A 24278-nucleotide genomic window follows, 5' to 3' on the forward strand; every position below is an offset into this window, starting at 1 on the left:
CGTTAGAAGTCGGTGAGACCGGCTTGCTGGCCTGCTGCACCACCGCTACCGCTGTCAGTCGTATCTCTCCGAGGCGCGTCGGTGATGGCTTCGTAGACGTGCCAGAGGGCACGGCAGTCGTCTTCACAGTACGCTTCGTGACGGTCCCACTCAGGTTCGCTGTGTGGCCTGTCTGGATTCCGCATGAACTCTTGATACGCCGCCGCAGTTTGTGCACCAGTTAGCCCAGTTCCTGCGGATTCGTACCCGAGCGCGCGAGCAACGTGGTCCAGTTTGTTCGTCCGTCCAGGAAGCAAGGCGTTTCCATCGCGGACGGCCCACTTGTACAGGTCGTAGGTCCAGATATCGTCCCACGCAGTCGTGTACTCGGGGAGATACTGTTCGAGGAACTCCGTGATGTACAGATAGTCGAACCCGTACCCGTTCCACGTGATGACGGTTCTGTCACTGTGGTTGGCGACGAGCCACGTGATGAACGCTTCGAGAACTGGCTTTGGGTTCTTCGGATGTCGCTTTTCGACGAACGCTTGGTACTGGTCTGTCGCTGGGTCGTAGACACCGAACTGCCAGATAATCGTGGGTGAGAGGCCGTCGGTTTCGATGTCGAGACACAGCGGCGGGCGGTCGTCCCGAGTTTTGACCGGGGTCTTGTTCGTGAGGACGAGTGGGTCACCGGACTCGACGACATCGGCGTGGGCGTGAATCTTCTCGGCGGTCGACCGCCCGATTCCAGGTAACTGAGCCAGTTCGGTGACGGCGAGGTTACGAACGTCGTCCATGGTTCGACAGCCACGTTTTTGGAGTCGCTTCGCGGTTGCTCTTCCGACGCCGTTCAGCGCTCTGAGACCGAACTGGCTCGGGGAAACAGCTTGTGCGGCAACGTCTCCTTGTGACGTGCACGTGTACTGTGCGAACTGTGAGTCGCCGCGTTCGGTCGCACCCAACCCTGCGATTGGGACGCGAACCGTGGTGTGTTTGTACGGGAGTTCCCACTCGTGATGGTAGTCTGCAGGTTGGCCACCCGCGAAGACTGTGACCGGTTCGGGGAGGGTCACACTGATTGCTGCCAGCTCTTCTCCGCTGGGGAGCGTGGTAGTGAGATTCGTCGGGTCCCACTCGACGGAGACAGACGGGATGACGAGAAACGTCGCCGCCCCGCTCCCCGTCTGTCGTTCTCCCGTGGTCAATTCCGAGTGAAGTTGTGGGAGGACGTCCCGACTCTGTACTGCCACGATGTCGATCGTCTCGGCAGGTGGAGCGACGTTTGGCGCTTCGTGTACACCTGCGTCGGCAGCGTATCGGTAGTGCTGAACACGGTCAGCGTCTTGTCCAAGCTGCGGGTGGACGACTGGAGTGGCCGGTGCGGCGTCACGGACTGCTGCGTGAGCTCTTGCATTGCGAGGACCTGGGACCGTGACGATATCCGGCGCGAAGTACTGAATCACGTCGGAGACAGCGGACTGAGGGACGCGCTCTAGCGTAGTTGCTGGCAACGTAACCATCCCAACAGAGTCGTCTGCCGCCATTACTGAGTACTCGTTCTTGGTCGATCCGTATAAAAATGTCTCAGGCTCGGTGAAAGTGAAGCCGGTGTCGACAGTGTTGTTGGATGTTGGGTGTCGGGTATTGGCTGGTGGGTGTTGGGTGTCGGATAGTGGGCAGTAGATGTTGAGCGCTGGACGAGAGGGTGAGAGGTGTACTCCCAAACTCGACTGCACTGAACGAGTGTCTGTTCTCGCCGTGCCCGTGAGTGTGAGTTCCGAGTCGAAACTCAGTTGAGTTCGTCTACCGCCGACTGGATGGTCTCTCCGGTACTCTCAGACCACTTTCGCCAGTGCGTCCATCACGCGGTCGACTTTCTGAATATCTGCATTGTAGCCCATGTGACCCACACGGAGAATATCGTCGGCAAGGTCAGCGAGCCCGGTCGAGAGGACGATGTCGTGTTCTTCTTCGAGTTCTCGCTGGACCGCCTTCGCCTGGCCAGGCAGGTGGAACGCCGTCACCGTCGGGGCACTCCGTTCAGCGTCGGGATACAGGTCTATACCCAACTCAGCGCCGCGTTCTCGGCAGTGTGCAGCGGCCTCTTCGTGACGTTCGTAGACAGCGTCCAACCCCTCGTCGAGAACCATCGACAGTGACTCGTCGAGCGCGGCGATGTTAGCCACGAGATGCGTGTACGGGAACATCTCACTCGTATCTCTCCACGGAAGGAGGTTCGTGTAGAGTGATTTGGGGTCTCGCTCTTCTGCAACGTCCCAGGCACGGTCACTGACAGCAACCGTCGTCAGTCCCGGTGGGGAACTGAACGCTTTCTGCGACGCACCGAGGTTGATGTCGATGTACTCGCTGGGGACAGGGGTGCCACCGAGCGACGAGACAGCGTCGACGACGGTCAACACGTCGTGGTCGTGGAGCAGTTCGAGGATCGGTGCGATGTCGTTGAGTGTTCCAGTCGGGGTCTCACAGTGGACCATCGTCGCAACTTTGTAGTCACTGCTGTCGAGTGCTGCTTCGATTCTCTCAACGTCGAGTGGTTCAGAGTAATCGCCACTGACGAGCGTCGGGTTACCACCGTAGTTTTCGACAAAGTCGGCGAATCCGTCACCGTAGAGTCCGTTCGAGAGACAGAGTACCTCGTCACCTGGGGCGACAGTCGAGGCGATGGCCGCTTCGAGGCCGAGAATTCCCTCACCTCCCATGACGATGACGTCGTCTTCGGTGTCGTAGACGCGCTGGAGTTTCGAACAAACGTCGTCGTACATGTCGAAGAACGATTGCTCGACGTCGGGGTTCGGCATCGAGTCGCTCATTCGGTTGCGGACCCGCGGTGGAACCGCCGTCGGGCCTGGAGTCATCTGCATAGACGTCCGTTACGAGGGAACGAATTTAGCCATATGGGGTTCGGTCGAGGCGCTTCCGAACGGGAAGACACAAGAGCGAACCGACAGAGGTGAGGACATGAGCAAACTCTCGCCCGCGGACCTCGACCGCTACATCTTCTCGCGGACGGGTGCGGCTAACGACGGCCTGCTCGTCGGCGCTGGCTACGGCGAAGACGCCGCTGCCATCGCAACCGAAGACGGAACGATGGTCGTCAGTAGCGACCCCATCTCACTCGCTGCCGAACGAATCGGTACCCTCGGAGTCGCGATCGCGAGCAACGACGTCGCCGCCTGTGGTGGCATGCCCGAATGGCTCGTGAGTACCATCCTGCTCCCTGAAGCGGACGTCGAACTACTCGACGAAATCACCGCACAACTCGACGCCGAAGCGAACCGATTAGGAATTACTATCGTCGGTGGTCACACGGAGACGGTCGCGGGGCTTTCTCGACCGCTTCTTTCGCTCACGTGCATGGGGCCGGCAGACCGATACGTCCCGACGTCGGGGGCAGAACCCGGTGACGAAGTGATTCTCACGAAAGGAGCAGGCATCGAAGGAACCGCCGTTCTCGCGACGGATTTCACCACAGACCTCGACGCGGCCGGCGTCGATACCGAGACAGTTGGCCGTGCCGTCGGCTACTTCGACGATATCAGCGTTCTTCCCGAGTCGGTCGTCCTCTCACCCGTCGCTACCGCGATGCACGACCCGACTGAAGGGGGTGTCCTCAACGGACTGGTCGAACTTGCGTGTGCGTCAGACGTCCACATCGACGTATCTGAAGGAGATGTCCCGGTTCGTCCCGAGACGAACACGCTCTGCGCGGCGATGGGTGTCGACCCACTCCGAATTCTTGGGTCGGGTGCGCTGCTCGCGACAGTCCCCCGTGATGAGGTCGCGTCGACACTCGAAGCACTCGACGCAGAAAATATCGACTCGACAGTCGTCGCGACTGTCGAAGAAGCAACTGACGAGGACGACGTTGGTGTCGTCTACGAGGGTGGACACTACACTGACGGCGTCGAAGACGACATGTACGACCTCTGGGACTGAATCGGTGACTATCGTGAGAGGTGGGTTTCGCAGCGTTTCGACCGAGTAAGCTGTGCTGAGAGGATTTCTGAGTATGCCGATTGGTGGGTCTCCACTGCATATGTAAAATACACAATCATTCTGCATACGTCGTTGTCCGTGGGAGACAACGAGGATTAGTAGATATTGACAGTTCTGTCGGCGATGCGCGATATATCGCATTTCGCTATATCAATAATCAGAGCTTGGTCCGCCACAACCTCGGAGGATGGAACTGTTGCGTGCCTTCTATTCAAGCACAACAACGGAGAAATAGGTGCAGTCTATCGGTTTTGATTTCATATCACTCAGAAAACCTTTCCACGCTTTCTCACCGTGACGAACTCGGAAATCACGAGACGAGGGCCTAATCAAACACAAACCATGTGAAAATAAGACACGCAACAGTTCCATCCTCCGAAGTTGTGACGAACTTCCGGAACCACGCGAACCCCTGCCGATACCTGACGAAGATGAACTCGAAATCGGAGAGCCCTACTCTGGGCCAAGAAACGGATATCAGTTCAGTGTCGACCACGAAGGGTCTCCGTTCGAAAAGACTAGTGGTGGACGGAAGTTCATCACGACAGACTCGGTCCGGCAGGTTGCCAAGTTCGTCTCTGAACTCAAAGGGGGAGGTGCTGTGACAGTCAACGAAGCACACCACGCAATCGCGTACGAAGATGGCAACCCAATCTTCGCAGGTGTCGTCGACGAACCGAGTTTGTGGGAGTACAAAGAGAACGACGGAGAGGGAAGTCTCGTGAGCGACCCTGACGATTACGAAGACCTATTCGGATAATCACCCAGGGGCGTTGATTCAGGCTTGTGTGCCTGGACCGGATTTACTCATCTCTCCGACGATGTTGTTCAACCGCGTCGTCACCTCACCCTGAATATCGTCGAGACTTTCCTCGATACCATTTGCACTCTTCCTGATGCTGCTACACTTCCGTTTCACGTTCGTGAACTTGCTGACCGAGTCTTCGATCTCTTCGACCTGTGTTCTCACGAACTCGGGGTCGACGTCGTCGCCAGCGTCGAGGTGAGACTGGACGGCTCGCATCTCTGCCCAATTGAACCCGATATTGAGGAGCCGAGAGTCGACATCGTCGTCTTCGTCGGCGCTCAGAGCGACAGAGAGGAATTCACCATCGAACTCTCGGAAGTAGCCCACCTTGTTTGGAACGTAGCTTTCGCACTCGCTGACGAAGATTCCGTAGTCTGCATCGCGGTTCTCGATGGCTTCTCGCATCTCTTCTTTGATGCGTGGTTGCGTGTAGTTCTGCTCACTTTTTGCCTCGACGACGATCCGCTGATTAGTCGGACCGAGAGTCACGACGAAGTCGCCGACCTTGCTCTCTGCGAGTTCTCCGACGGCCTCACCAGTTCGGTCGAACGAGTGACTGGATCCGTACACGAGGTCAGTCAGGAACTGAGCGACAGTATCTTCGAAGACGTGACCCTTCTCAGTCGTTCGTTGTCGGACCTCTTTTCTCCCTTTTTCGACTTGGAGTTGCTTCGAAAGTTCGCGTATCTCCCCACGGAGGGCTTCACGAAGTCGGTTCGTCGGTGTTCCCTCCCTATCAGGGTCGAGTGCGTCCTGAATTCGTTCGCCATCCTCTCCGAGCTCTTCGTCGAGTCGTCTCGCGAAGAGTCCTTCCTCACCGAAGACGTCGTCGAGTTCTCGGTTGAGCCTACCCTCGGGACCGAGGTGCCGATCGAGAATCGAAGAGACTTCTCCGTCGTCACCGAACCGGCGGTCGAGTTCCTCTCTGACGTCATCGATTTCGGCTTCGAAGCCCGAACGCATCTGCTCGAACTCGTGTTTCACGTGTTCGACCTGCTTCGACGTTTCTGCGAGCGAGAGTGTCGCAGTGCCGATTCGCAATGCCTGATGGAAGGCCTCCTCACGGTTTGCAGCGTCGTGTTCTCCGAGGTACTCGGCTAGCTCGTGATCTTCGATCGTAAGGTCGTCGATCCGAACGGTACCGTCCTGTTCATCGAGGTGTATCTTTGATGTCATGGTTGTTGGAGAGTTGGCTTATCGGTGGCTAGTTCTCTTCGTCACTGAGTGCCCAGAGGATCGCCGCGTCGGCGAAGTCACCGCGAGTATCGAAGCCGTACCTGTCGTTGGCGACCGCCGCTTCGATCAGTCGCTCGTCGACCTGATGGTCGGAAAGGGAGACTTCGGTCCCAGCAGTGGCACCAAGTAGGTCTGTGAGCGCTGTCCGAACGAACGACGACAGTGAGTCGTGTCCGTCGTCTTCGACGACGCTGTCGAGCGCATTCGTTAGCCGAGTACCTGCCGTCACGTCGAATCCGAGACTCCCGACCGTCCCCGCTGGTGGTTCTCCTGTCCGGAGCAATGCTTCGAGGTACGCTTGAATGGATTCAGCGACGAAAGCGTCGGTGGAACCGACACCACCCTCACGTTCGACCAGCGCGAGGAGAAGCGGGTCGATTTCGAGACTGAATTGTTCAGCGTCGACGTTCTGTTCCTTTTCAACGGACCGGTTCTCGTCGACTGTGTCGGTTGTCACTCGTGTGTCCGCTTCGGGAGTTGTGTCGGTATCGCGAGTCGTGGCGGGTTCTTCGACGTCTGCGTCCTCGGTCTCGGTCTCGGTCTCGGTGGTTGACGCCGAATCGCTCTCTGTTGTTTGGCTCTTCTGGTCGTGAGCTTCGGGCTCTGAGCCCTCTTGATGCGTCTCTGTGTCAGAACTCTGTGCGGCCTCTTGGGCGCTAAGTCCATTCCAGGCTCGCGCCGATACGAGGCTCTTCGGTGTGATAGAATCGGTCGAAAGCGTATCCTGTCGTTCGACGTCTGCACCGACGGTCTTGAACAGTTTTTGTTCGGAGCGATTCGTCTGATCGGGCGTCTCTGATTCGTCAGTCATTTGCTTGGATGTCGTATTCTGTGTCGGCTCGTGGTCGTCTCTGTGACCAAGGTGCAACCGTTCGCGAAGCTGTTCGATGTCGATACCTTCCTCTTCGAGGTCGATCGTCGCGGTCCGGTCGAGCGACACGAGCGGGAGGTCACCGATATCTTTCCCGGCCAGAAACCCGAGGTCCATCGGGCGGTCAGGAACTCGAGCAAACCGAGAGTGCATCCATGGTGGTGTCAGCCATCGACCATCATCGAAGAGGGTCAGTTCCACGTCAGAGCCATCGGACCAGACGCACGGTTTCCAGTCGTTGTATCGGCCTCCTGCACCACCGTGTTCGTGAACGGTTACGACTTCGACAGGGTCGATTTCGTCGACGACACTGTCGAGAACGTCTCTCGAAGGGTGTGCAGTGGCGGCAAAGGCGAACGTCGCACACGGTCCACCACCGGATATTGGGGTCTTTCCAGACGAGACAAACTGAACGAGACACGCGTTCGGGTCGTCCGAGAGTGCGTCGTAGAGTCGTCCGGAACTCCCTTCGGTTGGAACGTCTGGCCCAGCGATGGCGATGGCACCACTATCGAGGCACTCGGTCGTGTGACCGAACTCCGGGATGGTGCGGACAGCTTCGAACTCGTATTCGAGGTCCTCGTAGAGTTTTGCCGCTTGTCCGGCGATACGTATCGGAACGTCGAGGGCTAATTCGGTGGACGCACTGGTGAGGAGCGTCGCGAGGTGTACAGCATCGAGCCCCCCAGCGGTGACGAGGACGCTTGCACCTCCGTGTGCCCGTTCCAACGCCGTCGCGATTCCAGCGGTCAACTCGTCGCTCGACGACTCTGCCGTCGCGACGGTGAGGAATAGTGCTTCCACGTCTGGAGCGACGTCAGGGTCGAAACCGGGGTACCCTCCTGCAGACTCATAGGTGAAGTCGCCAGTGAAGAGGATGTCGTGAGCCCCACCGTCGTCACGGAATCGAATTACGTAACCGACCGCACCGGGTGCGTGGCCCGAAGGAATTGGATGGATTCGGACTCCTGGAGCGACGTCTGTCCACGTGTCGACTGGTTTCACAGACTCACAAACGCGGGCCGTGTCGGTCACGAACCCACGGTCTGCAGCGGACGCGAGTACCGTCTCGAGTATCTCGGCCGTCGAGGGAGACGCGAGTACCGGGACGTCGCTCCGAACCACGTTCTCGAGTGACTGGTAATGGTCGGCGTGGGCGTGTGTGAGGCAGACCGCAACGAGCGAATCACTCGGGCGGAGATATGGGTCGAGTTCTACCCCTTCTCCCGCGTCGACGAGTATACACGATGCCTGCTTTCGGTTTTCGTACTCGAACCGGAGGAGAACCGACTCGTTACCGGCGTCGACGTTGACGTGGTGGTACGAGACACGGGAAACGGCGTGTTCAGTGGCGGCATCGGAATCGTCTACGAGGTCGGCACTCATCGCGTCCGACTCTCCTCTTCGGCGTGTGTGAGTAGACTGTCGAGAACCTCGACCTCGCGAGCGAGTGTCTCGTCGTCGATTTCTGTGGACTCGGAGACGACGTATGCGCGAAGGTCGCGGAAGACCGCAGCGTAGGAGTCGGAGATTCGTATCGGAACCGAACCACGTTCGTGTTCGTTCCGACTCGTTCGGACACCGGCCCAGTCGTCGACCACGCCTGTTCGGTCAGCGGTTTCCGTAGACTGTGCCCACGACGCCCACTCACGGAGGACCCGCCCGTATCGACTCAAGACCACGGCCTTTCGGATTCCGGAGCCGTCGAAGTGTTTCCCGCTCGGGACGTCAACGGCGACACGAGTCCCCCGTGTGACACCGTCACCTTCGTCCCACGAGAGGTCGAGTTCGACGCTTGTGTCCTCGGTATCGGTTCGGTGGAACCGCACGAGGATGACGCCTCCGCGAGATTCACCATCGGTCGTCGGTGAAGGGAAGAGAGTGGTGACGTCCAGTACGCGACCATCCTCGATATCGGCGTTCGGAACACCGTAGACGCCGTCGACTTCGTAGCCCTCGGTGTCGACCGACAACGAGAGGTCGAAGACGAGCGGAGAGACCATGTAGTCGAACTCTTCTCCCAGTCGACGTTCGAACTCAGCAGCCGAGTGGACGAAGTAGTGATTCGCCCCACGGACTGCAGAGAGGTCACTCGCCAACTCGGCGTTTTCGTCGAGGCCCATACCGACGAACGTGGTATGTGTTCCCTCGGTCGCTGCGTCGGCAACCATGTCGACGAGTTGATCCGACTGCGTCGTGCCTGTGTTTGGCATCGCGTCGGTCATGAAGACGATACGTTGCTCCCGGTCAGGTTCCATCTCTGCGAGCATCTGACGGGCTGCGTCGAACCCCTCGCCCATGTTCGTTCCACCACCCGAACGAACGTCGCGAATGTGGCCTCGGATGGCGTCCATGTCGGTCGATTGGACGTCTCGAAGCGGTTTTGCGACGTGGGCACGACTGTCGAAGAGGACGACCCCTAACTGGTCGTCGGGAGCGAGTTGCTCAGTGAGGGCACACAGCGACGCCGCTGCGGCTTCCATCTTGGTGTCGGGACTCTTTTCGTCGTCTTCGACTTCCCGGCGAGCCCCTGCAGAGTCGTAGTAGTACTCGTCGAACGGTGACGACATCGAACCTGAAGTGTCGAGGACAGCGACGACGTCGAGTGGCGGCCGTTCGAACTCGGACGAACTGAGCGACGAGTCGAGTCCGACCGAGAGATACATCTCTCGTTCCCCAGTCACTGGGTTCTGTCCAGAGGCACGTTCGAACGTCGGAGTGAACAGAGCCTCTTCTGTGTGCTCAGATTCTCTCGTGGGGAACTGGTAGTCGTAGAACAGTCCTTCGTACGCGAGGGCGTCAGGTTGGGGGACGTAGCCCTCGTGGATGTTCTCGCGGAAGTTCGTGGCGTCACGAGAACCACCGACCGCGAGTCCGAGTGACTCGCTGGCTGGTGCAGCACACGCATCCATCATCAGCACGGGTTCTCCACCGTGTTCTCGTGTGAGGTCGTAGTCTGAAACGTCGGACCCACAGTCGACGCACACATACCGGCCCCTCGGAATCGGTCTGCTCTGTCGTTCCCTCGGTATCCAGTCGTCAGTCTTCTCGTTCGAATCCCGTACAACTCGTCGAATCTCGTCACACACGACGAAGTGGTCGCCGACGTTCAGTGAGGTGACTGCGGCCGCGAGGTCTTCAGTGTCGTCGACTACACCCTGATGTCGGAGGACGCCGCCACAGTCCGGACACGAGGACCCGTGGCGCGGCAAGGCAGTTGGTGACGTTGCTACTTTCCCCGTAATGGTGTACTGCGCCCCCGTCACGAGGTCCAACCGTTCTTCGGAGTCACAGGGAGTGAGCACCACGTCAACGAGTGTGTCCTCGTCGATTCGGACCGAGAACCGGCATGCAACTACACCGGCTTTCCGCGTTGTGTGCTGTGTTACGAACTCGCCAGCGAGAGAGACCCTCGTTCCCTCCGAGACCTGTTCGCCCGCCACCGCCTCGTCCCACGCGTCTTCCCCTTCGGCTGTGACTTCCCAAAATTCCGATTTCCGATTGTCCCTAATCCCCATATACACTTGTCAATTGTTTATCCAAGAATATAAACCTGCCTACAACCACAACACGATGTGTCTAAATTATCTTTTGGTGGTTGCAGTAGTCTCAATTGGAGAGTTCGGAGACTGTACGACTCGAACACCCAACGCACGAGACCGACAGCAGAAGAGGTCGCTAGAAGTCGTCGTTCTTAGGCGAGTAACAAGAACAGCCAGTACGGGAGATAACAAACCTTCGTACCGCTGTGGTCGACGACCAGTGAGGACGACTGCTCCACTTCTCGGGGGAGTGCATCGGTCACGACAAATCGATACGGTGCCTCGTAGGTTAACTCTCGAAGCTCCTCACCAGACTCGTCGAAGTGAGCTCCCGTCGACGGGTCGAACTCGAGGACGGTCGATAGGGTACCGTCAGCGAACGGTTGGTACGAGAGAACGAACGGGAGCACGAGACCGTCACCGTGGAGGACGTAGTCTACCGTTCCACTCTCTGTCTCAGCGTACTCGACCGATAGCCGTTGGTCACTCTCTCCGGGGAGCGACCATGCGAGTCGTTTCGCGTGGTCGAATCCGGCCGTCCGGGCGAGGGCGTGTTCGAACTCGGCGTTCAGCACGCCCGTATCGGTGTACGTTTCGAACCCGTGATGCTCTCTCCGCTGAGAGAGGAGCACGACGTGTCGGGGGTCACGAAGATAGAGTCGAGTCCGGCGATATCGCTGCAGTGCGAAGTCGTGTGACTGACCGACAGCCAACCCACCTTCGAGGATCGAGAGGTACGAATCGACGGTCCGTCTATCGACGCCGAGTTGCTCGCTCAGCGTCGTATATTTGAGTTCTTCTCCGGCTTTACTCGCAGCGAGTGAACCCAATCGATGGAGGTTCTCGGGACGTTGAACACTGTGGTACCGCGCGAGTTCCTTGTAGAGATACAAGAGGAAGTGCGACTTGACGAGGTCGTTTCGAACAGTGTCTCTCTCCACAGAGTGGAACGACCCACCTCGTCGAAGGTACGCTCTCGCGGCCTCGTGAAGAGTATCGTGGTCGGACGTGTCGAGTTCGTCGAAAAATAGCGTCGAGAGTGCATCTACCATCCCGGCAATGTTCCTACTGCTCAGTTCCTCCTTCCGCGCACGATGAATGAGCCCATCGACCTGATGGTGTTCGAGTGTCTCCGACAGCTTCCGTGCGTGCTCGTCTTCGAAGTCGACGACGTGCCCCTGTTTCACCGCGTCGATGAACTTCGTGGGCAACATGGGGAACGACCCAGTCACCTGGTCGACCGTCTCTTTCCACGAGTCCGTGTCGACGTCGACTTGCGGGCTGACGATACCGGTGATGAAGAGGTAGGTTCTGTCGTCGACGAGCTCCTGCAGTCGTTCGGGGCCGTCGTCTTCACCAAAAGAGAGCGCTCCGATATCGTCTAAGATGACGAACTTCGTTCCACGTCGTGGGGCGACGTGGGAGTCGAAGTAATCGACGACGTTCTGGAGTCGGTCGAACGCGATCTCTGGTGGTTCGAGGTGGTAAAGCGACTCCTCCAGTGGGATGTAGAGGACTTGCCGAGGTGCGACAGACCCGACGAGTGTACGCTCACGGTTACCTGGTGCGTAGGATACGGCATCGTCGTCGATGAGCGCAGCGACGAGTTGTCGGAGCATCGTGGTTTTTCCAATACCCGTCTGTCCATACATCGCGTGGACGAGACTGTCGACACCATCGTCGTGTGCGATCTCGAGACTGTCGAGTAACCGATGGAGATCTGATCGTTCTTTCCACTCTGAGACGGAATGGAGCTCCTCGAGCCCGCCAGTGCCGCTCCACCACGGATTGTGGTACTCGGCATCGGCGATGAAATCTTCCGCCGTCGTCGAGGAATCAATCATAGTAACAATCCAGCGTGCAACGCTATTAAGTATTGTACAATCTCGTTCCGCTAATCGTGTTTTTGCGACATCTGGACGACAATCCGTATCGAATACTGGAACTGAGGATGTGACCCGGTTCGACGACGACGGACATTCTCGGGGTTTACTCCCACGTGATGTCCAGTCGAGCTTCTACGACAGACCTAATCCGCTCGTCGAGCGACGTCTGTAGTGCGGAGAGTGAATCCGGACCCTCACCAGCAGTGAACGACTGTTCGGAGACGGCGTCGAGTTCGCTGAAATACAACTGCGTTTCTACCGGGCGGTCGGGGTCGAACTCGTGTGCCATGAGAGCGTACGCTTCGAGTTGTGGACCGTACTGAGTTGCCCTGTTCTCGACCGACCGTTCGGTCACACGTCCCGTCTTGTAGTCGACGATAGTCAAGGTCCCGTCGACGACGAGACAGTCGATGAGGCCCGAGATGGTTCCGTGAGCGAGGTCCACCGACGCTGGGAACTCTCGGTAGACCGACCCGGTGTCTCCAGAGACGTCGTCGACGTGGGCGATACAACGTCGCGCGTGGCGTGCCACGCGTGCCCGGTCTTCTGTTGTGATCTCGTGGTCGTACTCCTGGGTTCGCAGTGCGTCGTCGATTATCTCGTCCCACCGGTCTTCTGGAAGGCGAAGTTCTGCGATTCGGTGGACTGCCTCCCCAAAGGGCATCCCCGAGAGGGTATCACGAGTCGGTTCGTCGTCGAACTCGTCTCGTCCCCGCCACTCACCGGTCTCCTCGGACCCCGTCTCGTCGTCCGGCCGCCGGTAGTAAACCGTCCGGTCTCGGTCGTCGTAGGCCAACTCCCCGGTAGGGTTCTCTTTGAGTATGTCCGCTACCTGAAACGGCGACAGGCGGTACGTGAGTGGTTTCTCTGGTGGGGTGTCGACGTCGAGTGCGGTGGGTGCATCCGCGACTGCGTCTGTTCTTTCAGTGACCTCCATTGGAGGACGAGGGAGTGAGACACGGAACGTCGGAGGCTCCTGTTCGCTGTCGAGGGGGTCGTGTGCCAACCGGCCTTCGAACGTCCCTTCAGTGCCAAGTGTCGCGAGGAGGTCGTCGTGACCGAGGAGCGGTTGCTGTACGAAGTCACGCCAACTCTTCGGGTCCTCGGGGTCTGGCTCGTCCAACTGCCCATCAGAACCCCCGTGAGTACCGGCGAGGACGAGGTGGTCTCGTGCGCGTGTACACGCGACGTACAAGGTTCGCTTCTCCTCTGCAACGAGTCGCTGTCGCCGCAGTCGTCGGATTCCCTGTTTCGCAACCGTGTCGATGGTCTCGAAGGGGTCCGCTGGGTCGGGAACCGACAAGCCGAGTGCGGGTCTGTCGTCGATTCGTTCGAACTCGGTGCCGCCTGCGACGGGTGCTGAGATGTTGAACGCGTCACTGATTCCCGGAACGACGACGATTGGATACTCTTCACCTTTGGCTGCGTGGACCGTGAGGACGCTCACCCCGTCTGCGCCGTCAGGAATCGACGCTTCGGGGTCGTGTGTCGATAGCTCTTGACGCTCTTCGAGACGCTCGACGATCTCCCCGACGCTCTGTGCACTTCCGACACCTTCTCTGAGCAACTCACGGAACCGCTCGACGTTCGCTGCCGCTTGACTGGGTCGGTTGTCTGCAGAGATCGACGAGAGGTATCCTGTCGCATCGAGTGCAGCGTCGAGTGCTTCAGTCCACGAATCCACCTGCGGACCGGCAGCGTCGTCGGTCGAACCAACCAAGTGGCGAAGGTCTTCGACGAGTTCGCGCACCTTCGCGAACTCGCCTGTCGTGACGCCTTCGAGGGACTGCCAGATGTTGCCGCCGACAGAACCGGGTGCGAGTTCGTCGTCTGTGAACCCGAACATCGGAGAGCGAAGTAATCCATACAACGCGATGTCGTCTTCAGGGTCGGCGAGGACCCGAAAGAGGTTGAGAAGCGTTCGGACTTCTGGGGTGTCGAAGTACCCTTCGCCGTTGACGACAGTGTAGGGGATACTCGTCTCGTCGAACGCCCGTTTGAACGCGCCGAGGTGGGTTCGTTTGCGGATGATGACCGCCACGTCGTCGTAGCTCGCCAGTCTGTCGTGAGGTGGCTCTACCCCGTCGTCCGGGTCTGGCTCGTACACGTTCGTCTCACCTTCCACGAGGTGTGTGATTCGCGAGGCAACCGCTCGAGCCTCGTTCCACCGTCGCTCGTCTCCACTATCCTCTCGGAACGGGTGTCCCTCCGGTAAGAGGTCGACAGCGAGTTCGTCGTCTGGAACGAGGAGATACTCGACGACTGGGTCGACGTCTCCGTCGTGGTCTCGATTGGGTGCGAGAGCCTGTGGTTCTGCTTCGAAGTCGGCGTCGGGGCCACGTTGGAACACCTCATCGAAGAGGGCGTTCGTAAATCGAAGGACAGGGTCGAGCGACCGGAAGTTATCTTGAAGCTCGTACCGACCTTCAGTGGACATCTCGTCGGTGTCATTAGCCTCGGTAAGACGCCGACGTGCCGCTTCGAAAACAGAGACGTCTGCGTTTCTGAATCGGTAGATGGACTGCTTTTCGTCACCGACGACGAAGACGTTCCGACCACCATACGGAGTCTCGTCTGCGAGGGTCGTGAGTGACTGGACGATGTCCCACTGACTGGGGTCTGTATCCTGAACCTCGTCGATCATGACGTAGTCGAACTGTTCTCGCAACGAGATACGAACGTCCTCGACGCCAGCCTCTCTGTCGAGAAGCCTGCTCGTTCGGTCGACTAACCCCGCGTAGTCGGTTGCATTCCGTTCTCGAAGTCGTAAACGGTACTCTCGTGCGACCTCATTCAACAACCGGGCGAGGGCGAAGACGTACTGCGCTGTCTCACGGTCGACGCTCGTATCGATGTCGGCTTCGGTGAGTTCCGGAACACCGAGCGCCCGCAGTATCGACTCCACGAGTTCGCCGACGCGTTCCTGTCCCACGTCGTCGCCGGTCCAATCTCCGTTCGTCGGTGTGTAGTTTGCTCGAAGGCCACCGCTAGACGTGGTGAGGGTATCGCAGACGTCGAGCACGCGTTCGTACGCTTCGTCGTCTGCGAGTCCCGCCAGTTCGTCGAACAGGTCGCGAAGCATGACTGCATATCTCGTTCGCTTTCCACTCGGTGACGACGAGAGGTTGCCCAGCAGTTCTCGAAGCTCCGAAGCGTCTTCGCGAAGCTCTTCGTCGTCGAGTCGGGAGACGACTTCGTGCACTGGGAACGGATGAAGGACGCTCTCGACGTACTCGACGTACTCGTCAGTCGTTCGCTCAGGCGCACTCCAGTACGACGCCCACTGTTCAGATAAGGGGCGCTTCCCGAGTAGGTCGAGCAGTGCCTCGCGAAGCGTGTACTCGGAGAAAGCTGGTAGTGCTTGTTCGACAGAAGGCGGCCGGTCTGAGAGGATGTCGTCGACGACGTCACTTTGCAGACGCGTCGCCTCAACGTCGTCGAGCGTGTCGAATCCTGGGTCCAGACCATCGACTGCAGTCGCGTGTTCGGAGAGAACGCGCTGACAGAACGCGTGGAGTGTGTGGATGTACGCGTCTTCCAGTCCGATGAGTACGTCCCGCCATCGTTCGTAGTCAGTTGCTGAATCCGCCTCCGCGAGTCGACTGAGGACTCGTTCCCGAACTTTCGCGGTGAGTTCACGCGCTGCACGCCGCGTGAACGTCGTCACGAGAATATTCTCCGGGAGGAGCTCTTCGTTCTGTTCGAGGAGTTCGAGATACCGGAACGACAACGTCGTCGTCTTTCCAGTCCCCGCACCCGCGGTCAGTGGGTAGTTCTCGTCGATCGTCTGTACCGCCTGCTTCTGTTGGTCTGTAAGTTCGTCTCGTTCCATCGTTACTCGTCACGCTCCACAGTCGGTTCCCACTCGACACCGCGCGCCATCGGTGGAACGTAGGCGTCCCGTTCCGCCGATTCGAGATTCGCTACGAGGTCGCGCCGTCTGTGGTGTCGAACGTCGCAAGCGTCTCGGAACGCACACGACGAACACCCCGCCGCATCTTCCTCGTTGGGTGTCGGATGAAAGAGGCCTGACTCGATACCGTCCACGACCTGTGAGAGTCGGTCGGGAACGACCTCGTCGAGCAACTCCCGGAACCCATCTCTCGTCTCTATCGCCGGTGTTCGACCACGGACAGTCGGTGTCCCCCCGTGTCCATACCATGCAGCAACGTCGTCGAAGGTCACCTGTCCCGCGTTGGATGAGACGTCGCCCGGCTTACGGAGTCGGTAGTACGTCCCGCCAACTACTTCGACGTCTTCCGTTTGCTCGAGTAGCTTCGCGTACACGGGGAGTTGGAATTTGATGCCATCCAGTGTGTCTCGTTCCGACGGTGTTTTTCCGGTCTTGTAGTCCCTGATGACGGCGAGACCACCACCACTCCGGTCCTGCCGGTCGAGATACCCGAACATCTCGACGGAGTCCACCGAGCCAGACAACCGCTGTTCGAATCGATACGGTGCAACCGTGACAGGACCATCTCGAAGGTCGTCATCCGGGTCGACGTGGAATCGGACCTCTTCGTCGAGGAATCGCACAAAGATGCCAGACGCTTCCGCCTCTATTCCAGGGAGCGTGTAGTACGGGTTCGAGCTATCGGTTCCCAGTCCTGCGAGGTGCCGATACCGCCACTCGTCGTCGAGCGCGTCACGTTCTGTCTCGTCTGCTGCACGGAGCCTCGATAGTGCGGCTTCGAGAAGTTCTCCTTCGAGTTCGGACCGAGAGAACGAGCCCAGCGGTACCGGACGTCCCTCCTGTTCAGCGAGGCGCTCGTAAAACGCCTCGAGTATATCGTGGACAACCGACCCCCGAGCCATCGGAACAGTCGTCTCGTCGTCGTCGTCCAGTTCGAGAACTCGCCTGGCGTAGTACTTGAACGGACATGCTGCATAGTCCTCGGCCGCAGTGGGTGAGAGTGGTTTGGGCTCGAGTGAGAGGACTGTTGCCTTCGCTTCGGAAAGCCACCCATTCCGACCGTCGAGTTGTGCTCGGTCGCGAGAGGACGCAGTCCGAACACCGCTCCGACTGCAAGGTGATTGTGGCCGAGCGAGCGCGTCGTTCGCACCGGGTGCCGTCTCGAATACACCCGCAGCCTCTGCCGTCTCGACCGCGTCCGCAACCGCGGTTTTGCCACCGGATACACCGACGAGACCAAGCGCACGGTGAAGGTCTCCTCGGGAACCCACGACGTCTCGATGTGCGACAGTCGAGTCGAACAGGTTCTCGAACTCGTCTCTGACTGTCGTCTTCGTGTCAGTAACCCGTCGAAGTTCAGCGAGAATGGATGCGTCGACGTATTTCGTCCCATCGAGTTGCTTCGATGGGCGTGAGAACACGACCGAGGTCGACGAACCGAGTAACCCGGCGATGCGGTACTCGGCACGGCGAGCGTGGTCTGCCTCCTCGAAATCTTCGTGGGCGTCTGTGACGCGCTGATACAGTGCTAATCGGCCGTTTCCGCCGGGGAAGTGAGAGGCGGTGAGGCCAACGACGAAGACGTAGTCGTAGGCTCTCGAACCGACCGAACCCGCGTCGATGATGTCGACGCGGTCGTCCCACCCTCTGGGAGTATCCGTCACAGATGCCCCAGACAGTGCGTGTCGTGCACGTTCGAGCACGCCGCCACGGTCGGCAGCGGTTCGGTCGACTGCGTCGAGGACACGCCGAACACCACTTCGGACGACGCGTTGTGACCCGGTCGTCGCCCGGTTCTCGACAGTCTCGTCGAGGCCGAGGTCCGCGATAAACGCTCGAAAATCGGTGAGCGGTGCGTCCGAAATCTGAATTGAAGACGCCTGCGCCCGAACGTCTGAAACGAACTGCTCGACTTCGTCACTGGACTGCGAAATCTCGTCGTCGAAGTCGTCGGATTCGACGGCTTCGGTGATCACATCGTGGACTTCTCGACGTGACTGCCCAGACGGCCACCACTCGCCGAACGTAACGACTGGATTGTCGACGAGCTTCGCGAGTGCATCTGGGTCGTCGTCCATTACGAGGTCGAGTGCCGCGATGAGTGCTGTCCCAGTCGCGGTCTCGTCGACACCGTACTGCTTGTTCGCGGCGTAGCGGATTCGGCGACTCTCGAACTCGGCGGCGAGTGCCGGCACGTACGCCTGTGACGAGGTCGGAACGACGGCGATGTCGTCGAGGTCGACACCTTCTCCGACGAGCTTCTGGACCTGCCGACCGACGAAACGGACCTCGGCTTCGAGAGACGACGGGACTACGAATTCAGCAGTAAGTTCTCTGTTGTCGATAGTCGGCCCCTCACGGCGGAAGAGCGATGCCGCGAGCTTTGCGTTCTCACGTGGAAGGTCAGTTCGTGGGGGGACCTGCTGTGCTTCGAACTCGAGGTCGTCGTCGAAGAACGACCATGCAGGGTCGGCAGCGACGTCGACACCCACAGGTTCGTCGGTGTCGGTGAGTCGGACGACTGTCCCAGCCGTCGGCCACGTGTCTGCAATCGTTGCGACGACCCGCTCGGCGAGTACCGAGAACCGGTCGAATCCGGCGACGATGACGGCGTCGACGTGTTCGAAGACCGAAGACGGGTCGATGCGTTCGACGTGCTGGTACCGTTCGGCCTGGAGAACAGTACCAGAGCCGTCTTCGATGTCGTCTCGTCCACCGTAGAATTCGACTGCGACACGACCGAGTTCGTCGGCGAGGTTCGAGAGACCTTCGTCACGGAGTCGCTGTTGCAACGTGTCGACATCCAGTACACCGGCGAATTCGAGTAAGCTGAAGAGGTCTTCCAATTCACCAGTCAAGCCTGTCGACGGAAGCCCGTCTCTGTCGCTGTGGAGCGGCGACTCTTCGGGAAGCGATTCGACCGCTCGTTCCATCAAGCGTTGACGGGTTGGTTGGTCGATTCGTGTCGACGGGCCACCGATCGCTGTCCGGTCGTAGCAGCGGTCGACGAAGTCGTCCAGACTCATCGCGACGAGCTCGGCGGGTCTGCCGACTTCCTGCCACTGTGTCTCTACGACCGTCTCTCTGTGGGGCTGGTTCGTGAGGTACAGGACACTCTCTGGGAGTCCAGACGAGTGCGTGTGTGCCCACTGAAACGCTGCGTCGTCGAGAGCTTCTGCATCGGGGCCGTGAAACAACACGGACTGGGAAGCTTGCTGAGTCACGTCGTTCATCACCACTTCTGAAGCTCCTGTTCGAGCGCGCTCGCCAGCGCAGCCTCGAGGTCGACGTCGTTTTGTCTTGCCAGCGCAGCGAGGTCTGCCGAAACCTCGGTGGTCACGGTTTCTGTCGCCCCCGGTTCGATGCCGAGTGCGGACCGTATCGCAGTCTCGACGAGCACGTCGGGGTCGGTGAACGGACTGCTCTCATTCTCACAACTCGCCTGGACGAACGAGAGGATGTCGTCAGAAAGCTCGACTGGGGTCGTCTGCTCACCAATTTCGACGTCACCGGCGAAAGCCGGCAGTTCCCCACTGAGCGAGCCAACGATAAGGTCGCGAGTCCACGCCTCTATCGTCTGGTCAATGGACGATTTCGTCTCGGCGTCGAGACGACCGCGTGCAACTTCGACCACCGGTGTCGACACCCGAACCACGTTCGGTGAGCCTCCGTCGTCCGTGGTCTCAGTCGGGTCGTACACCCTGTCGACCGCGAGTCGCCGTCCATCTGGGAGTGGGAGTTCGTAGAGTTCGCCATCTTCGCGAGCGAAGAACAGTGGGTCATCTTCTGAGTAGTCCGTACCGATGGCTGCAGCGATTCCTTCGTCGACCATCGCTGCAGTCGATTTCGGTGGTGCAGGCCACTCTGCGCGGTATTGTGGAAGTGACCCTTTCTCGCCGGCTTCACCGTTCACCACTGCCTTGATGCGGCGGTACTCGTCGAGTGCCTCTTCGAGATGTTCGTGGAACTCAGACCCACTGTACTCCGAGGGCAGGTACACGACGTACGAGCCATTCTCACGATGGAACTCGTAATCGATTCCCAGTAGGTGCTCTGCGACGCCCTTCGCGGCACGGTACCTGTCGAGTGCAAGCCGATATCGTTCGTACGTTTCGTTCCGTGTTGGGAAGAGACCCTCACCCTGTGGCTCTTCACCACCGACTTCAGTTCCAGAGCCAGACGGTCCGGTATCGTCGTCAGTGGTTTTGGGTGGCCAGTGACGAGCGACGACCGGCTCAGTGTGCTCTCCATCGCCGGACTCGTCCGCCTGGACTGCAGCACGAAGTTCTCTGAGAGCGTCGGCGGCGGCGTCAGTATCGACGAGTTCCCCGATGTGACTGTCGGGTCGGTTGGAGAGCGTCTCTTCCCCTGCAACTTCGAGGGCAGAGACGGTCACTCCGACGTTTTCAGTCGCAATGGAGAACCCTGGGGCCTCTTTGAACGTCTCTCCAAGTGCAGAGAACTCGGCCGCTCGGCGGAGAAGCTGTTGACCGTCCTCGTGTGGGTCGATTGCGTGTTCGTGGACTGCAGTCGGGACGACGTGGTAGAATCGAGCCTCCTTGTCGCCTTTTGGGTTCCGAAGGACCCGACCGATCCGCTGGACGAGAGACGCGTTCACACCACCGCTGGCGACGTTGACTGCGACTTCGGCATCGGGCATGTTCACACCCGTTCCCAGTAGTTTGCCAGACCCGAGGAGCACGCCGCCGGCTGCGTCTTTGAACCGGCCAATTTTCTCGGCGCGGTCGTCGTCGCCGCTCTCGAGTGCGATGACGCTCTCGTCGGAGAACCCCTCGTCCTCGACAAGTCGCGTCCGAAGCCGAGATGCGTCATCGTAGTTCTGGACGAGAACCACGGTTTTCTTCGCTGGAGCGTGTCGCTTGATGAGTTCGACGATTGCGTCGTCTTGTGGTGAGAGATTCCAGCGAACTGGGCGGCGTGTGAACAGCGCAGTCGCAAGGAGGTCGAACTCTTCTGATTGCTCACGGAGGTCGTTTCCGGCGTTCGACTGTGCGAAAGACTGTAAGTCTGCATACGACCCGACCTGTGCCGGGAGGTCGTCGGGGTCGACACCCAAGTTCTCTGCATCGAGTTCTCCAGTAAGCGAGTCGAGGCTCTTCCCGATTATTTGCGTCTGCTCTGCGAGTTTCGTTTCGTCTTCTTCGGTCGCTGCAGCGTAGTGAACTTCCCAACTAAAGTCTGCGATGACACCGTGGTTACGCGCCATCGGAATGGTAAATCGGTAACACCTATCGAGATGGTCGTTGAGGGCGTTCTCCGCGGCGTCGTCACCTTTCCAGCCACCGTCTACGGACCCAGACATCGCCAAGATTGCGTCACTCCCATCGACTAGTTCCTCGAAGACGTCACCCCAACCTCGTTCGTCGCCTCGTTTCCGTCGTGAGTACTGGTGTGCCTCGTCCAAGATGACGAGGTCGTATCCACGGAGCGATGGTGTGGTAAGTAGCGACTGCGCTGTTCTGAATTCGATGGTCCCCCATCCAAGTTCGATGTCTTTTCCGCCGTCTCCATCGACGGGAACTGTCCTGTCTTTCGGGATATCGAGGTGTTCGTCTAACTCTTCGCGCCACTGTGACAGCAGAAGGTTGTTCCCGGCGACGACCAGAATTCGTGGGTCTGGTCCACCGGTTTCGTAGTCCTCTGCGATGCGAGCATCGACCGGGTGGAGAGCACCGTATCTGGCAGCGATGGTCGCGAGACCGAGAACGGTCTTCCCCGTCGCTGTCGCCATGTTCACGTAGCCCTTCTGGTCACTCTCGAACCACTTTCGGAGAGCCTGCTTCTGATGCGTCCACAGCGGGGTCGTCATCCGGGCTTCGTCTAATCGAGCGAGCAGTCCGCTCGTCGTGGTCGATCGGTCCGAAACAGTCCCGATGAGAGCGTCTGCGTACGCTTCGACGCTCGGGTCAGAGAACAGTTTCATCACGAGGTCAGACGCAGAACTGGAATCTCGGAGTTGTCGGAGTCCAGCACCGTCGTTCGCATCGACGCGAACACTGTCCTCGATAGCCTTGGTGGCTGCCTTTTCGACGAGTGCTTCCACCGCCCTGTCGACGTCCATCTGACCATCTCCGTGCTCCGAGAGCTCCTTTCGGAACTTGTTGAGGTGGAAGGCCAACTCCCCGACCGCTTCGGAATCGTACCGTCTCAGTGCTCGGTCGAGGTCAGACCCGGAACCACCGAGATTTCTAAGTCCGTCGACGTAGAACCTCCCGGTTGCCTCCGAGAAGTTTACTTGGTCGATGACTCCCCCGATATCACCCGCGCCCGCTCCTCCACCAATTGCGACACCGTAGAGGAGGTCTGTCGCTGCGCGGTCGATCTGTGCGGGCCACTGAGTTTCACTCAGCCCACGACCATCGAGGCGCGATTCCCGGAATACTTCGTCGACCTGTTTGCTGTTGTTGCCGAACTGCTTCTCGAACGGATCAAATCCCATCTATGTGCCCCAACTGTCTCGTGTCCAGGACGAACTTCGAGTCGAATCAACCGGAACGCCCCAAGCCGGTTCGTTTGGTAGTGTATTCGACAGGCGTACTGACAGATACATAAATCACGTATACAGTCACATTCCCTGTCGTGTATGCTTTCGGAGATAGATACATTGCAATGGAGTAAATAGTTTTCTACCGTCTTCCAGATGGAGTATTAGGAATACTTTTACGACCCTTGATCGTATCCTCACGATAACCGATGACGAACGTTCCGAGCGGGGGTCGAATGAACCGTGTCGCTGAGGAACTCGAGGTGTCGAGTGATTCACTCCAAACCGCAGAGATGCTTGCTCGTCAAGCTTCGGTAGAAGGCATCACGGCTAAACATGGGGACGATACCGTCGCTGCAGCGGCACTCCTTCTCGCAGTCAATCAGTCCGGCGGGTGGTACACCGCCAAAGACATCGTGAACGCTTGGCGTGAGGGAGGGGCGTCCAGTGGTCTCGACGAAAATTTCAGCCTGAACAGTGTCCTCCGAGCAGAGAAGGTGCTTGCAAGGGAGATCAGCATCGAAAACGAGCCTACGAAGCCTGAAGATATCGTCGAACGATACGGGGAAGAGTTGGGGACGTCAGATGAAATCGTCGAACAGACGAAACAGTTACTCACCGACGTCCGGACAGAGGACCCCTCAGTAATAGACAGGTGGCGCTCTCCTGCTGATATCGCCGCATCTGCGCTCTATCTCGTCGTCTATCTCAACGACCTCCGTCTTGAGTACACCCAAGGAGACATCGCAGAGACCGTTGGTGTGACCGAGGTCACGATACGAAACGCCTACCAAGATATCGCGAACGCCCTCGGGGGCAAACAGTCTCTCGCCAGTTCTGGGAAGTACGCTGTCGAATCAGAAGAGAATGGAGAGGAGACGAACACTCAGGATACCGCAGAGCAAGTCGTCGACAACGGGCAGAACGATGAAGTCGAGAAGGAAGCCAGCAAAGCTGACCCATCTACTCCAAACTCCAGTAGTGAACACGCGAGAGAAGATTCGTCCACGTCCACAGTCCAGTTACCTCGCCCGTTAGTAGATACAATCGGCGTGTTGATCGACCAGGGAGATTTGGATGCGACCTCAAAATCAACCTTCGTGGAGGATTGTGTGAGAGATGTGGTGACAGAACACCTCAGGTCGGATAAACGGTCGTTGTCACCCGTCGAGAAGCCATCGTCAGAGGACTTAGTCTCACTCACTATCGATTCGATGCTGGCGGACATGATCGATGCCCTCACTAGCCAGTACGAAGTGTTCGAAAACAGGTCTGAGCTCGTAGAGTCTATACTTCGACCTCGTGTGGAATCGGTTGCAGAACCGATGTCCGTCTCGGTCACTTTTCCGTCAGATGTCAGTTTGGAGCTGAAGAGACGTGTACAGAATGAAGACGCGTACAAAGACGAATCAGAGTTAGTGCGCAATCTCGTTATCGAGTCGGTCCGAACTGCTTTGCTCGCCGAAGCGAGCGAAGACGAAGCACGCGACTCCGAGCAGTAACCCCTGCTGAGGAATC

Annotated in this window: 12 protein-coding genes; 3 read left to right on the forward strand and 9 right to left on the reverse strand. The window is 58.7% G+C overall.

The features are described 5' to 3' along the window. Nucleotides 1–2: 2 nt before the first annotated feature. The gene (locus GJR99_RS17110) at nucleotides 3–1526 is read right to left on the reverse strand and encodes a ribonuclease H-like domain-containing protein (RefSeq protein ID WP_151114273.1); all 1524 of its coding nucleotides are present in this window, start codon (nucleotides 1524–1526) and stop codon (nucleotides 3–5) included. Nucleotides 1527–1817: 291 nt separating this feature from the next. Then, the gene (locus tag GJR99_RS17115) at nucleotides 1818–2864 is read right to left on the reverse strand and encodes a pyridoxal-phosphate-dependent aminotransferase family protein (protein WP_151114274.1); all 1047 of its coding nucleotides are present in this window, start codon (nucleotides 2862–2864) and stop codon (nucleotides 1818–1820) included. A 97-nt stretch (nucleotides 2865–2961) separates the two neighbouring features. Between GJR99_RS17115 and GJR99_RS17120 the strand changes: the two genes are divergently transcribed. Together GJR99_RS17120 and GJR99_RS17125 are read left to right on the forward strand one after the other, a co-directional pair. Then, a complete protein-coding gene (locus tag GJR99_RS17120) occupies nucleotides 2962–3939 on the forward strand; it encodes an AIR synthase family protein (RefSeq protein WP_151114275.1) in 978 nt (325 codons plus the stop codon). Nucleotides 3940–4600: 661 nt separating this feature from the next. Beyond that, nucleotides 4601–4759, forward strand: a complete 159-nt coding sequence (locus GJR99_RS17125; RefSeq protein WP_154326138.1) for a hypothetical protein — start codon at nucleotides 4601–4603, stop codon at nucleotides 4757–4759. 18 nt (nucleotides 4760–4777) lie between these two features. On the opposite strand, the gene GJR99_RS17130 is transcribed toward GJR99_RS17125, so the two are convergent. From GJR99_RS17130 to GJR99_RS17160, 7 genes are all read right to left on the reverse strand, one after another. Beyond that, a complete protein-coding gene (locus tag GJR99_RS17130; RefSeq protein WP_151114276.1) occupies nucleotides 4778–5983 on the reverse strand; it encodes a hypothetical protein in 1206 nt (401 codons plus the stop codon). 28 nt (nucleotides 5984–6011) lie between these two features. After that, a complete protein-coding gene (locus tag GJR99_RS17135) occupies nucleotides 6012–8300 on the reverse strand; it encodes an MBL fold metallo-hydrolase (protein WP_151114277.1) in 2289 nt (762 codons plus the stop codon). Next, on the reverse strand, nucleotides 8297–10432 hold the full coding sequence (locus GJR99_RS17140) for a vWA domain-containing protein (protein ID WP_151114278.1): 2136 nt from the start codon (nucleotides 10430–10432) through the stop codon (nucleotides 8297–8299). Before GJR99_RS17140 ends, GJR99_RS17135 begins: the two co-directional genes overlap by 4 nt. Before the next feature lie 176 nt (nucleotides 10433–10608). Further along, nucleotides 10609–12300, reverse strand: coding sequence for a DUF4143 domain-containing protein (locus GJR99_RS17145; protein ID WP_151114279.1), 1692 nt, complete (start codon nucleotides 12298–12300; stop codon nucleotides 10609–10611). Nucleotides 12301–12445: 145 nt separating this feature from the next. Next, nucleotides 12446–16174: a UvrD-helicase domain-containing protein gene (locus tag GJR99_RS17150; RefSeq protein WP_151114280.1), complete on the reverse strand. Its 3729-nt coding sequence runs from the start codon at nucleotides 16172–16174 to the stop codon at nucleotides 12446–12448. Between the two features lie 2 nt (nucleotides 16175–16176). Beyond that, the gene (locus GJR99_RS17155; RefSeq protein ID WP_151114281.1) at nucleotides 16177–19488 is read right to left on the reverse strand and encodes a PD-(D/E)XK nuclease family protein; all 3312 of its coding nucleotides are present in this window, start codon (nucleotides 19486–19488) and stop codon (nucleotides 16177–16179) included. Then, nucleotides 19488–22715, reverse strand: a complete 3228-nt coding sequence (locus GJR99_RS17160) for a DEAD/DEAH box helicase (protein WP_151114282.1) — start codon at nucleotides 22713–22715, stop codon at nucleotides 19488–19490. The genes GJR99_RS17155 and GJR99_RS17160 overlap by 1 nt, the downstream gene beginning before the upstream one ends. Before the next feature lie 461 nt (nucleotides 22716–23176). Here GJR99_RS17160 and GJR99_RS17165 point away from each other — a divergent pair, with 461 nt between their 5' ends. Further along, nucleotides 23177–24262 (forward strand): transcription initiation factor IIB family protein, encoded by a 1086-nt coding sequence (locus GJR99_RS17165; RefSeq protein ID WP_151114283.1) that lies wholly within the window; start codon nucleotides 23177–23179, stop codon nucleotides 24260–24262. Nucleotides 24263–24278 lie beyond the last annotated feature (16 nt).

This window comes from Haloferax marinum (assembly GCF_009674625.1).
GTDB lineage: Archaea > Halobacteriota > Halobacteria > Halobacteriales > Haloferacaceae > Haloferax > Haloferax marinum.

Coding starts and splice junctions, on each gene's coding strand:
- GJR99_RS17110 (WP_151114273.1), bottom strand. CDS start 1,526: ATGGCGGCAGACGACTCTGTTGGGATGGTTACGTTGCCAGCAACTACG.
- GJR99_RS17115 (WP_151114274.1), bottom strand. CDS start 2,864: ATGCAGATGACTCCAGGCCCGACGGCGGTTCCACCGCGGGTCCGCAAC.
- GJR99_RS17120 (WP_151114275.1), top strand. CDS start 2,962: ATGAGCAAACTCTCGCCCGCGGACCTCGACCGCTACATCTTCTCGCGG.
- GJR99_RS17130 (WP_151114276.1), bottom strand. CDS start 5,983: ATGACATCAAAGATACACCTCGATGAACAGGACGGTACCGTTCGGATC.
- GJR99_RS17135 (WP_151114277.1), bottom strand. CDS start 8,300: ATGAGTGCCGACCTCGTAGACGATTCCGATGCCGCCACTGAACACGCC.
- GJR99_RS17140 (WP_151114278.1), bottom strand. CDS start 10,432: ATGGGGATTAGGGACAATCGGAAATCGGAATTTTGGGAAGTCACAGCC.
- GJR99_RS17145 (WP_151114279.1), bottom strand. CDS start 12,300: ATGATTGATTCCTCGACGACGGCGGAAGATTTCATCGCCGATGCCGAG.
- GJR99_RS17150 (WP_151114280.1), bottom strand. CDS start 16,174: ATGGAACGAGACGAACTTACAGACCAACAGAAGCAGGCGGTACAGACG.
- GJR99_RS17155 (WP_151114281.1), bottom strand. CDS start 19,488: ATGAACGACGTGACTCAGCAAGCTTCCCAGTCCGTGTTGTTTCACGGC.
- GJR99_RS17160 (WP_151114282.1), bottom strand. CDS start 22,715: ATGGGATTTGATCCGTTCGAGAAGCAGTTCGGCAACAACAGCAAACAG.